Below are 12,328 nucleotides of genomic sequence, written 5' to 3'. Positions count from 1 at the left end.
CTTCCAGTTGGTCGACGCAGTGCGGGGGCGGCGCCGCGCACACCGTCCAGTGCGGTCCGCATCCTGCGCTGGCCCGAGCAGTCGCACCAACTCGACCAGTGCCGCGCCCAAGGCGTCCCCCGCCTGCTGCTCGTCGCGCCGACCGCGCCGCCCCCGCACTGCGTCGACCAACTGGAAGACTGGATCCGCACCCCCGCGGACCCGCAGGACGTCCAGGCTCGGCAGGCCGCGCTGCAAGCGCGGGCAGCGCCCCGGAACCCGGTGCTCGATCACCACGGGATCCTCCACTTCGCCGAGCAGTCCGTGCCGCTCGGCCAGGGCGAAGCCGATCTTGCCAGGGTACTGCTCGCCTCCTACCGGGGCACCGTCAGCCGCGAGGACCTGACCCGGGGGATGTGGCCCGAAGGCGAGATGCCCCGCCGCAACGCCCTGGACGTACGAGTCCTGCGCCTGCGCCGACGCCTCGCCCCACTCGGCCTGGTGATCAAGACGGTGTGGGGCAAGGGCTACATGCTCGACACCCAGCCGGACACGCAGCCCGCCCACCGCCGCGTACCGGGAGGCGAGTGAGCCCGATGGAAACCCCCAGGACGCCCCTCACCCTCGCCAATCTCGCGCGGCACGGCGCCGAACGGTGGCCCCAGGCTCCGGCCCATCGCTGGCGCACCGCCGAGGGGAGACCGCGCGAACTCACCTTCGCGCAGGCCCACGACGCGAGCGACGAGATCGCCCGCGGGCTGCTGGCCCTCGGCCTCGCCCCCGGTGACCGGGTGGCCATCCAGAGCAAGCTGCGCCCCGAGTGGACCCTGACGCTGCTGGCCGCCGCCTCGTGCGGACTGGTCCTGGTGTCCCTGCTGCCCACCACGGTCCCCGAGGAGATCGTCCACGTCGTCAACGACTGCGACGCCAAGGCGGTGATCTGCGAAGACAGTGAACAGCTCGCCAAACTCCGCATCGCTCTGCCCGGACTGCCGGGTCTGCGCCACATCATCGTGATCGACGAGGAGCCCGGGATCGGCGAGGAGCCCGGCACCACCGACCCGCCGACCACGCTCGCCGGCCTGCGCCGCGTCGGCTCCCATGCGGTACCCGCCGCCGCGCTCGCCCGACGGCGGGCCGCGGTCACCCCCGACGACCTGCTGGTCATCATCTACACCTCGGGAACCACCGGCCCGAAGAAGGGGTGCGCCCTCTCCCACGGCAACTACGTGGCGGTCCTACGGGCCCACCCCACGCCTCCACAGCGCCGACCGGACCAGGCGGACACCGCGAACGGCACCGTCTTCGTCGTCACCGGCCCCCACACCATCGCCCTTCTGATGCAACTGCTCAGTTGGTGGGCCGGATACACCTTCACCAGTTTCAGCGGCACCTCACCTGACACCATGCCCGCCGAACTGCGGGCCGCCGCGCCCGCCGTCGTCCCCCTCGTCCCCCTCGCGCTGGAGATGATCTACCGCTCGGTCCTGGCCCCCCGCTCCCCCGCCGAACGCACCGAGCTCGTCGACGCCGCCCGCGCCGGTCTGCGGGTGCGCCGGATGCGGGCGGCTGGCGAACCCGTACCACCAGGGCTTCAAAAGTGGTTCGACCACGCCGACAGGACACTCTTCGCCGAAGTGCGCGACCGCTTCGGCGGCAATCTGCGCCGCGCGACGGTGTCGGGAGCACCCGTCTCCCCGGACATCCTGTCCTTCTTCGTCGGCTGCGGGCTCCCCCTGGTCGAGTGCTACGGCATGACCGAGACGGCGGCTGCGGCGACCACCAACACCCCTGACGACAACCGTCTGGGCACCGTCGGCAAACCCCTGCCCGGTGTGGAGATAGGCATCAGCGACGACGGCGAGATCCTGATCCGGGGCGAGAACGTCTTCCACGGCTACTGGGGGTATGACGAGGGCGAGTTCGGAGCCGTTCACGACGGCTGGCTGCACACCGGCGACCTGGGCGAAGTGGACCGGGACGGCTATCTGCGTCTGACCGGCCGCAAGAAGGAACTCATCCAGCTCTCCAACGGCATGGCCGTCACCCCGCACCCTCTGGAGCGGGAGCTGCGGGCCCACCCCCTGGTCTCGCAGGCGGTCTTGTACGGAGAGGCCAGACCGCACCTGGTCGCCCTGCTCACGCTGGACGCGGAGCGAGCAGCCCAGTGGGCCGCCGAACGGGCCCTGCCCACCGATCCGCGTGCACTGGCCGCCCACCCCCTCCTGATCGAGGAACTGCACAGGGCCCTGGACCACGCCAACGCCACCGTGCAGGAGTACTTCCGCGCCAAGGCGTTCCACGTACTCGACCGTGACCTCAGCATGGCGACCGGAGAGCTGACGGTCTCCATGAAGGTCGCGCGCCCCGTCGTGCACGCCCGCTTCCGTGACCTGTACGAAGCCCTCTACGAGTAGACCCGCCAGCACATGAGGAAGGCCCCGGTTCGGTGACCGGGGCCTTCCTCGTGTGCGCCGCATGCGGGGTTCCTCCCTCGTCAGATCAGCAGCTCGGGCTTGTACAGGCCGAGCCAGACGTGCAGGTCGAGGAGCTTCTCCAGCAGGAGGCGCTGCCCGGGTGCGTTCGCGGAGGCGCCGAGCGGGGTGTCGGCGGCGCGGATCGCCGCCCGGCGGTCCACCAGGGCGAAGACCGCCGCGTCCCCCTCCCCCAAGACCTCCCGCGCCTGCCGCTGCAACGCCTCGACGTAGCGGATGTCCTGCGTCATGGGGTAGGGGCTCTTGGTGCGGCGCTGGACGACCTCCGGCACGACAGGGCGGGTGGCCTCGCGCAGGATGCTCTTCTCCCGCCCGTCGCTGACGTGCAGGGGCCAGGGGATGTTGTACGCGTACTCGACGATGCGGTGGTCGCAGAACGGCACCCTGACCTCGAGGCCGGCAGACATGCTCAAACGGTCCTTTCGGTCGAGCATCCCGCCGAGGCTCCGCGTGAGGTGCAGGTACAGCAGTTCCCGGCTCCGGCGCCGCTCCGCGCCCTCACCGGCGAGGAAGGGAGTCGCGGCGACGGCCTCGTGGTAGCGCTGCTCGGCGAACTCCGGCATCTCCAGCGACCTTCGAAGGTCGGGCGCCAGGAACCCGCGCTCCTGACGGACAGTGCCCGTGGCTGCGGTCAGCCACGGAAAGCCCGTGCTCGCGCTGATCGCGGGGTCGTGGAACCACCAGTAGCCGCCGAACATCTCGTCGGCCCCCTCCCCGGACAGTGCGACGGTCGAGTGCGCCCGCACCGCACGGAAGAGCAGCAGCAGTGAGTGGTCCATGTCGCCGCGCCCGACGGGCAGATCCCGCGCGGCCACGCAGGCGCGCCGTACCTCCTCGTCGGCCAGGGCCGCCGGGTCCAGGACCAGGTTGGTGTGGCGGGCGCCCACGTGGTCGGCGACGGCCCGGGCGTAGGCGGTGTCGGGGCTGACGTTGTGGCCGTCGGGGACGAAATGCTCCTGGTGGCCGACGAAGTCGACGGAGAAGGAGCGCAGCGCCTCGCCGCCGTAGGCGAGTTCCCGGGCGGCGAGCCCCGTGATGGCGCTGGAGTCGAGGCCGCCGGAGAGCAGGGTGCACAGCGGCACGTCCGCGACCAGTTGCTCTCGTACGGAACCTTCGAGCAGAGCGGCCAGGTGGCCTGCGGTGGCCGCTCTGCCGTCGGTGTGCTCGGTGGCCCGCAGCTGCCAGTAGGAGCGCTCGCGCAGCCCCGCGCGGTCGAGCACGGCCATGTGGGCCGGCGGCAGCTCTCGCATGCCCCTCCATACGGCGGCGCCGGGTGTCTTGACACCGAGCATGATCTCCCGCAGCCCGTCGAGGTCCACGGTGGGGTGGACGTCCGGGTGAGCGAGGATCGCCTTGGGTTCGGAGCCGAAGAGCACACCGTCGGGCGTGGGGTGGTAGTAGAGGGGTTTGACCCCGAGCCGGTCGCGGACCAGGAGCAGCCGTTCGGTGCGGCCGTCCCACAGGCCGAAGGCGTACATCCCGTTGAGGTGGTCGACGAGGGCGTCGCCCCACTCCACATAGCCGCGCAGCACCACCTCGGTGTCGCTCGCCGTGGTGAACCGGTGGCCGCGGGCGCGCAGTTCGGCGCGCAGCTCACGGAAGTTGTAGACCTCGCCGCTGTAGGTCAGCGCCACCGTGCCGTCGGCGGTGGCGGCGGTCATCGGCTGGGCGCCGCCGGCCAGGTCGATGATGGACAGCCTCCGGTGGCCCAGGGCCGCGTGATGGTCGATCCAGATGCCGCCCGCGTCCGGCCCGCGGCCGGTCATGGTGGCCGTCATCCGCTCCAGCGGCTCTCGCTGTCCGGTGAGGTCGGCTTCGTACGAGACCCATCCAGTGATTCCGCACATCTGTTGTCTCCGGGGTGGTCGTGCAGTGCCACCGGGGCGGAAGGCGGCGGCGTCAGGTCGCCGCCTTCCGCCCCGGTCGTGGTTGCGGGCAGGGTGGACTAGTCGACGAAGACGTGGTCGCCGCGGAAGGTGGTCCCGTCGGGTGTCGCCTCGGCCGGATCGGCTCCGAGGGAGACCACCTTGTTGTCCGCGTCGACGAAGACGACCTTGGGTTCGACCTTGGCAGCCTCCGAGGCCTCGACCATCCCGTACGCGATGACAATCACGAGGTCGCCGGGGCTGATGAGCCGGGCCGCGGCCCCGTTGATGCCGACCACACCGGAGCCCCGGGGGCCTTCGATGAGGTAGGTGGAGAGCCGATTGCCGTTGTTGATGTCGACGATGTCGACCTTCTCGCCCGGCAGCAGGCCCGCGGCATCCATGAGGTCGGCGCACAGGGTGAGGGAGCCGACGTAGTGGAGGTCCGCCTGGGTGACGGTGGCACGGTGGATCTTGGCGGTGAACATGGTACGGAGCATGGGAGCGGTTTCCTGTCTCTACGGGGGTGGGGAAAGGAAGGGTTCAGAGCTGGACGGACTTGACTTCGAGGAACTCCTCCAGCCCGAAGACGCCGTGTTCACGGCCGTTCCCGGACTGCTTGTAACCGCCGAACGGGGCACGGAGGTTGAAGCCGCCGCCGTTGATCTCGACCTGTCCGGCACGGATGCGCCGGGCCACAGCCAGGGCGCGGTCGGAGTCGGCCGACCACACCGCGGCGGCGAGTCCATAGGGCGTGGCGTTGGCCAGGGTGACGGCCTCGTCCTCGTCGTCGTAGCACTCGATCACCAGCACCGGGCCGAAGATCTCCTCGTGCTGCGCGTCCATCTCGGTGGTGACGTCGGACAGGACCGTGGGGCGTACGTAGTACCCGTACGGCAGGTCCTCCAAGGGCTCCGCCCCGCCGGTGATCAGGGTCGCGCCCTGGCCCTGGGCCCGTTGGATGTGGCGGCGCACCCGGTCGCGCTGCCCGGCGGAGACCAGCGGGCCCAGCTGGGTGGCGGGCAGCAGCGGGTCGCCCACCCGCATCGCCCCGGCCGCCTGGGCGGCGGCCCGTTCGACCTCGTCCTTGCGGTCGCGGGGCACCACGAGGCGGGTCAGAGCGCAGCAGGTCTGTCCGTTGTTGAGGAGGGCGGCGGCGACGGCCCGGGGCACGACCTCGCTGACCTCGGCATCCGGGAGCATCACCGTGGGGCTCTTGCCGCCGAGTTCGAGGCCGAGCCGCTTGACCGTGCCGGCGGCGGCCCGGCTGACCGTCTTGCCCACTTCTGTGGAGCCGGTGAAGGAGAGGAAGTCGACGTCCGGGTGCGCGGCGAGCGCCTGGCCCACCACCGCTCCGACACCGCTCACCAGGTTGAAGACCCCGGCGGGGAGACCGGCTGCGTCGATGATCTCAGTGAGGGCGAAGACGCTCAGGGGCGCCAGTTCACTGGGTTTGAGCACCACCGTGTTGCCCGCCGCCAGCGCGTAGGCGGCCTTCGCGGCGACCTGGTACAGCGGGTAGTTCCACGGTGTGATGGCGCCCACGACGCCGAACGGTTCGCGGATGAGGAGCGAGGGGGCCTGGTGCTGTTCGTACGGGTAGGACTCACCCACCTCGGCCGCGGTGCGGAAGGCCAGAGCCGCGAGGCCGACCTGGGCCGTGCGGGCGAAGCCGATCGGTGTTCCCACCTCGCGGGTGATCAGCTCGGCGAGTTCCGGTCCGCGGCGCTCGATGCCGTCGGCCACCGTGCGCAGATACGCGGCTCGGTGCTGGGCGGGGGTGCCGGCCCAGTCGGTGAAGGCCCGCCGTGCCGCGTACACCGCGGTGTCGACGTCTTCGGGGGTGCCGCCGGGTGCGGAGCCGATGACCTTCTCGGTGGCCGGCTCGATCACGTCGATGTCGGTGCGCGAGGTGGAGCTGGTCCAGGCGCCGTCGATGTAGAGGTGACGGTGGTGCATGTCGGTGCCCCTTCCTGAGGGCGGGGTGGGGGTGGTCATGACGGCGCGCCGTGCCGCCGCGGGCCCGGCCGGGTCCACGGCGCGGTGGGCGGATGGCCGCGCACGGCGCGCTCGATGTCGCACAGCGCGGCCCGGAAGGCGGTGAGGTGCGGGAGCAGGAAGAAGATGTGCAGGGCTCCGGGTATCCGGCTCACCGTCGCGGGCACCTGGTCACGTTCCAGCCGCCGCGCGTACTCCTCCGCCTCGTCCCGCAGGGGGTCGTGCTCGGCGGTGAGGATGAGCGCGGGGGGCAGCCCGTAGAAGTCGTCGGCGAGGAGCGGGGCGGCCAGCGGGCTGCGGGCCGCGTCCGCGTCGGGCACGTACAGGTCCCAGAACCGCTCCATCGCGGCCCGGGTATTGAGATAGCCGTCGGCCTTGTCCCGGTAGGACGCGAAGTGGGTGTGCCGCGCGGGGGCGAGCGGCGGGCAGATGAGGATCTGCAGCGCGGGTCGCGGTCCGCCTTCCTCGCGGGACGTCAGGCATGCCGCGGCGGCCAGGTTCGCCCCGGCGCTCTCCCCCGCCACGATGAGGTGGCCGGGGTCGGCGCCGAACTCGGCCGCGCGGGCGGCGAGCGCGCACAGGGCCGCGTAGGCGTCGTGCGTGGGCCCGGGGAACTGGGTTTCGGGGGCGAGCCGGTAGCCGGCACTGGCCACGACGGCACCGGTCGCGTTGGCGAGCCGCCGCAGCGGCCGGTCGACCAGGTCGAGGTCGCCCGCGACCCAACCGCCGCCGTGGAAGAACACCAAAAGCGGGCGGGGCCCGGAGCGCGGCTCGGGCTGGTACACCCGTACCGGCAGCATGCCCGCCGGTCCCGGGACGAACGTACCGAGGACGTGAGCCACCGGTTCCGGAGCGCCCTGGGATCGGCGCAACCGGCCGACCAGCAACCTCAGTTCGGGGACATCGGCGCTTTCCAGCGGCGGGAAGCCCTGCTCACGCAGCGCGTCCAGGACGGCTTCCGAGTCCGCCTGCGATGGTGAGGGGGGCGGTTCTTCCTGGTGCAGGGTCATGGCGTTCCTTGCGGTGAGGGAGACGGGCGCGAGGTCACGGCCGGCGCGGCCGTGGCAGGGCCGGGCGGAAGTCGGCCAGGTTGAGGCGCGCGGTCCTGCGGCGGTACTCCACCGTCTGGCCGGGCCAGTTGTTGGTCACCCGGCCGGAGGAGTGCCGGTACCAGCTGGTGCAGGTCGCCCAGACCGAGCGCCGGGTGCGCCGGGTCATCTCGGCGTCGAAGGCCTCGGCGACCTCGGGGCGCACTTCGAGGAAGGACCGGGTACCTTTCGCCAGTTCGAGGACGGCTGCCTTGATGTAGCGGATCTGGCTCTCGATCATGTAGACGGCCGATCCCGCGCCGATATTGGTGTGGGGGCCGTAGACGAGGAACAGGTTGGGGAACCCCGGCACCGTCATCCCCAGGTGGGCGCGGGCGCCCTCACTCCACTCGTGCGACAGCTGCGCGCCGCGCCGTCCGCTCACCCGCAGCGGTCCCAGGAAGTCGGTCGCGGCGAACCCGGTCGCGTACACAATGGTGTCGACCTCGTGCCGGGCGCCGTCGGAGGTGCCGATCGCGGTTGCCGTGATCTCCGTGATCGGCTCGGTCACCAGGGTGACGTCGGGTCGCTGCAGCGCCGGGTAGTAGGTGCTGGAGATACCGACGCGCTTGCATCCGATTTCGGTGGTGGGGGTGAGACGTGCCCGCAGCTCGGGGTCGGTGAGCTGCTGGGTGAGCTGGGCCTGGCTGCCGCGCCGGGTCAGCCCCGCGGTGGGCGAGCGCCGGGTGAGCCCGCTGACCAGGGATTCGTTGAAGAGCCACCAGCCCAGCCGCGCAGCCTTGTGCCGGACGTCCCGCACCGGGCGGGGCAGGCGGTGCGAGGTGGGAAGCGTACGGTCCCACTTGGGGACGACGTAGGGCGCTGAGCGCTGGAAGACGGTGAGGTGCTCCACCTGGTCGGCGATGGCGGGAACGATCTGCAGGGCGCTGGCGCCGGTGCCGATGACGGCGACCCTGCGGCCGTGCAGGGAGTGGCCGTGATCCCAGCGCGCCGAGTGGAAGGCGCGTCCGCCGAAGCGCTCCGCCCCGGGGATGCGGGGCACGACCGGTCGGTTCAGCTGGCCGCAGGCGGCGACGAACACCTCCGCCTCGATCGTCTCTCCCGCCGCCGTGCGCAGCCGCCACAGCAGCCGGGCGTCGTCGAAGACCGCGTCGGTGACCTCCTGCCCCAGGCGCAGATGGGGGTCCAGGGCATGGGCGGCGACGCACGAGCGGAGGTAGTCGAGGATTTCGGCCTGTGGGGCGTACCGCCGCGACCACGGGTAGCGGGGGCCGAAGGAGTACGAGTAGAGGGAGGCGGGGATGTCGCAGGCCGCGCCGGGATAGGTGTTGTCCCGCCAGACGCCGCCGATGTCGTCAGCCTTGTCGAGGACGACGAAGTCATCATGTCCGGCCCGCTTGAGGGCCATGGCCACGCCCAGTCCCCCGAAGCCCGCTCCGACGACGGCGACCCGTATACGGCGGCCGGCCGTGCGGCCTTTCACCGTTCCTCCCTGGCCGGGGAGGGCGGGATGTTGTGGTTGAAGCGGAGCAGGTTGTCCGGGTCGTACTGGGCCTTGACCTTGGCGAGGCGGCGCAGCCGGGTGTCGTTCCAGAACGCGCTGACCCGCATGTCGGCGTCGTCTTCGCTGAGCAGGTTGAGGTAGGCGGCGCCTGTTCCGAAGGCGCGCAGGTCGGCCCCCGCCTCGCGGACCCAGGACCGGCACCGGTCGTTGTCGGCCGGGTCGGCCCACTGGCCCACGATGTGGATGAGCCAGCTCTCCTCCCGGTGGGCGAAGGCGGTGGCGTCGGCGGGGATCCGGGTCGGCTCCGCGTCGAAGGGGATGACCTGGAGGACGGTCTCGGGCGAGGGGAGGTCGGCACCGATGCGCGCGACCGTCTCCCGCTCGGCGGGACCGAACCTCGGCAGGAACTCGCTGGTCCAGTACTGCTGGTGGTCGCGCGGGTTGGCGGGGTCCAGCATCGCTTGGACGTGGACCAGCGGCATGGGAGCGATGGCGTCGATGAGCGGCTCGCCGAACTCGCGGAAACGGCGCACCACTTCCCAGCCCTCCTCCACGTCACCGGCGTAGCGCAGGAAGAAAGCGACGACGGGGCGGCCCTGGTGCTCCTCGGGGAAGAACTCCAGCCGCGGCACCCGCAGGAAGACGACGTCGGTGCTGAGTTCGTCGGGGGTGGCGGCGATCTCGTCGTGCAGGAACTCAAGGACCGCGGCGGCCTCTTCGACCGGGTAGGCGACGATGCCGGCCAGCATCATCGGCCCCACGAGGTGGGCGCGGTACTCGAAGGAGGTCACGACGCCGAAATTGCCTCCGCCGCCGCGTACGGCCCAGAACAGCTCGGTGTTCTGTTCGGCGCTGGCGGTCACGAGCTCCCCGTTCACCGTGACCATATCCACAGAGAGCAGGTTGTCGCAGGTCAGGCCGTACTTCCTCTGGAGCATGCCCATCCCGCCGCTGAGAGTGAGGCCCGCGATGCCGGTCTCGGAGACCTGGCCGCTGGGTACGGCGAGGCCGTGGACCTGGGACTCACGGTCCACGTCACCGAGCGTCGCTCCGGCCTGGGCGCGCACGGTGCGGCGCGCGGGGTCGACGTGCACCGCGCGCATCAGCGACAAATCGACGAGGAGCCCGCCGTCGCAGGTGCCGTGGCCCGCGATGCTGTGCCCGCCGCCGCGCACCGCGACAGGAAGGCCCGCCTCGCGGGCGTACGCCAGAGCCGCAAGGACGTCGGCAGTGCCGAGGCAGCGCACGATCAGCGCCGGGCGGCGGTCGATCATCGCGTTGAAGACACGGCGCACGGTGTCGTACTCCGGGTCCGCCGGAGTGATCAGCTGTCCTCGCAGTGCGGCACGCAGCTGCTCGAGGGCGGGGGAAGTCATTGCCTTGCCTCCTGGGGCGTTCGGCGGTGAGGGGGAAGGGCGGCGGCAGGGCTGCCGCCGGTCGTGACGGTCAGGCGCGGGCCGCAGCCGCCTCGGCACGGCGGCGCTCCATGAACTCCTCGAACTTGTCGTGGAGTTCATCGGTGGCGCGCATCAGCCGACCGGTGGCGGGGTCGACGAGCGAGTGCACCGAGTGGGCTTCGGCCAGGAGGCGTCCGCCGCTCGTGCGGTAGATCTCGTAGTGGCACTCGAGGTGGCGCCTCGGGGTCACGGCCCAGGTCCGGATGGTCAGGTCGTCCAGGTACTTGGCCGGCTCGTGGAAGCGCGCCCGGAAGTTCGTCGTGGTGATGGTGTAGTTCCAGAAGTCGACGCCCACGGCCAGTGCGAACGCCTCGCGGCCCAGGTCGAACCAGGGGACGTAGCTGGCGTAGTAGGCGTGGCCCTGCACATCGCATTCGCCCCAGCGGACGCGGGCGGTTGTATCGATGTGGTTCCAGCCCTCGATGGCGGAAACCGTTTCAACCCAGCGCGGCATGAACGCCTCTCTTCTCTCACAGGGGTTCAGGAAAGGCAGGCCCGGAGGAATGCAGAATTCCTCGACGAGCACCGAAATGCGGAAATGAGCCGCATCGACATCAGCAGGCTAGGCATATTCCGAGAGGCCCGTCAACAGGGCTCGAAAAGGATTACTCAGCGCCCTCCACCATGACGTTGAGCTGCCAAATCTTACAGAGTTCTGTCATTCCTTACCGGTCCGGAAAAGAGCCCTTTCACGTCCGGCAAGAAAATGAGACAACCGCGACAGATCGGTTGACACGAATGCGGGACGGAATCTAGCTTCAATCTCAGGACGGGACACCGGCAACCATCCGGAATCTGAATTCGATTGCGAATTCCTGCTCTTCTCCGCCCGTTCCTTCATTCCCCCGACCATCGCGCAGCGACAGGAGTCGTCGATGGAAATGTCAGAAATTCTTCGCGCAACGATGCCCCAGGACGTCCATGCGGCGGGCATCGACCTGGTCGACCTGTGCCGATGGGACCTGGCGGTCGCCCGGACCAAGGGGGAGCTTCTGCAACGCGTCTTCACCCTGGCCGAACGCCGGACCGCCGAGGACCACGCCGGCACGGACACACCGCACCAACGGCTCCTCGGCAAGGCGTTCGGCGTCAAGGAAGGCGTCGTCAAGGCCGTCGGAGGACTGCCGATGGACGCGGCCTTCAAGGACATCGAGGTCGAGGTCACCCCCGGCGAGACCACCTGGCCGGTGCGCCTGCACGGCGAACTGGAGCACTGGGCCGCCGACCGCGGGGTGGAGATGGTGGGCGGCGCACATGACCTCGGCGACGACATGGCCGCCGCATGGGCCGCCGCCCGCACACCGGAGGAGCCCGCGGGCACCACACCGGACGAGCCCGAAGGCACCACACCATGAGCGGCGCCCCCACGGCCTTCCTCTTCCCCGGGCAGGGCAGCCAGTTCCCCGGCATGGGCCGGGAGATCGACCGGTTCGGGGACCTGGGCGGGCGGATCGTCGCCCGCGCCGAGGAGGTGACGGGCCTGCCGGTCGCGGAGCTGATGTCCACGGCCGACGCCCGCACCCTCACCGACCCCGAGATCGCCCAGGTCCTGGTCTTCGTCTGGTCGGCCGCCGCACTGGCCCGGCTGCGCACCCAGGGCTGGCAGCCCTCCTACGTCGCCGGGCACAGCCTCGGTGAGTTCACCGCCCTGTACGCCGCCGGGTGCCTGGACCTGGACACCGCGCTGCGGCTCGTCTCCTGCCGCGGCCGGGCCATGCGCGACGCGGCCCGCCTGTCCCCGGGGTCCATGGCCGCGATCGTGGGACTTCCCCTGGACCTGATCCGCGGGATGTGCCGCGAGGAGTGCGCCGACCCGGACCTGGTGGCGGTCGCCAACGTCAACTCCCCCCGCCAGGCGGTCGTCTCCGGCAGCACACCGGCGGTACGGCGCGTCGTCGAACGGGCGCAGGCCCTGGGCGCACTGCGGGCCCGCCAGCTCGCGGTGGGCGGGGCCTACCACTCCCCCCTGATGGCACCGGCC

General features: G+C 71.0%; 11 protein-coding genes. 4 read left to right on the top strand and 7 right to left on the bottom strand.

What is annotated here, in order from left to right:
- Together ACJA3G_RS16775 and ACJA3G_RS16770 are read left to right on the top strand one after the other, a co-directional pair.
- A partial coding sequence (locus ACJA3G_RS16775) for a helix-turn-helix domain-containing protein (protein WP_406553793.1) occupies nt 1-570 on the top strand: 570 nt, incomplete at its 5' end.
- Between the two features lie 5 nt (nt 571-575).
- Nucleotides 576-2,396 carry an AMP-dependent synthetase/ligase gene (locus tag ACJA3G_RS16770; RefSeq protein WP_406553792.1) on the top strand — a complete coding sequence of 607 codons (1,821 nt, stop codon included), beginning with the start codon at nt 576-578 and terminating at the stop codon, nt 2,394-2,396.
- 80 nt (nt 2,397-2,476) lie between these two features.
- Here the strand turns inward: ACJA3G_RS16770 and asnB are convergent, their stop codons facing one another.
- The 7 genes from asnB to ACJA3G_RS16735 all read right to left on the bottom strand — a co-directional run bounded on the left by asnB (nt 2,477) and on the right by ACJA3G_RS16735 (nt 10,801).
- Nucleotides 2,477-4,321: an asparagine synthase (glutamine-hydrolyzing) gene (gene asnB / locus ACJA3G_RS16765; protein ID WP_406553791.1), complete on the bottom strand. Its 1,845-nt coding sequence runs from the start codon at nt 4,319-4,321 to the stop codon at nt 2,477-2,479.
- 98 nt (nt 4,322-4,419) lie between these two features.
- Entirely contained in the window at nt 4,420-4,839 is a 420-nt protein-coding gene (gene panD / locus ACJA3G_RS16760; protein WP_406553790.1) for an aspartate 1-decarboxylase, read from the bottom strand.
- A gap of 43 nt (nt 4,840-4,882) precedes the next feature.
- Entirely contained in the window at nt 4,883-6,298 is a 1,416-nt protein-coding gene (locus ACJA3G_RS16755; protein ID WP_406553789.1) for an aldehyde dehydrogenase family protein, read from the bottom strand.
- Nucleotides 6,299-6,333: 35 nt separating this feature from the next.
- Entirely contained in the window at nt 6,334-7,347 is a 1,014-nt protein-coding gene (locus ACJA3G_RS16750; RefSeq protein WP_406553788.1) for an alpha/beta hydrolase, read from the bottom strand.
- A gap of 34 nt (nt 7,348-7,381) precedes the next feature.
- On the bottom strand, nt 7,382-8,869 hold the full coding sequence (locus ACJA3G_RS16745; protein ID WP_406553787.1) for a flavin-containing monooxygenase: 1,488 nt from the start codon (nt 8,867-8,869) through the stop codon (nt 7,382-7,384).
- Nucleotides 8,866-10,266, bottom strand: coding sequence for an FAD-binding oxidoreductase (locus tag ACJA3G_RS16740; RefSeq protein ID WP_406553786.1), 1,401 nt, complete (start codon nt 10,264-10,266; stop codon nt 8,866-8,868). The genes ACJA3G_RS16745 and ACJA3G_RS16740 overlap by 4 nt, the downstream gene beginning before the upstream one ends.
- A gap of 70 nt (nt 10,267-10,336) precedes the next feature.
- Complete coding sequence (locus tag ACJA3G_RS16735; RefSeq protein WP_406553785.1) at nt 10,337-10,801, bottom strand: acyl-CoA thioesterase; 465 nt, start codon at nt 10,799-10,801, stop codon at nt 10,337-10,339.
- A 451-nt stretch (nt 10,802-11,252) separates the two neighbouring features.
- Here ACJA3G_RS16735 and ACJA3G_RS16730 point away from each other — a divergent pair, with 451 nt between their 5' ends.
- Together ACJA3G_RS16730 and ACJA3G_RS16725 are read left to right on the top strand one after the other, a co-directional pair.
- Nucleotides 11,253-11,702 carry a 4'-phosphopantetheinyl transferase superfamily protein gene (locus ACJA3G_RS16730; protein ID WP_406553784.1) on the top strand — a complete coding sequence of 150 codons (450 nt, stop codon included), beginning with the start codon at nt 11,253-11,255 and terminating at the stop codon, nt 11,700-11,702.
- Nucleotides 11,699-12,328, top strand: a 630-nt coding sequence (locus tag ACJA3G_RS16725; RefSeq protein ID WP_406553783.1) for an ACP S-malonyltransferase, incomplete at its 3' end; no start/stop codon positions are given. The genes ACJA3G_RS16730 and ACJA3G_RS16725, both read left to right, overlap by 4 nt.

This window comes from Streptomyces sp. YS-3 (genome assembly GCF_045257485.1).
Taxonomy (GTDB): domain Bacteria; phylum Actinomycetota; class Actinomycetes; order Streptomycetales; family Streptomycetaceae; genus Streptomyces.
Note: the sequence above shows the minus strand (reverse complement) of the source record. Positions and strands in the feature narration are given on the sequence as shown.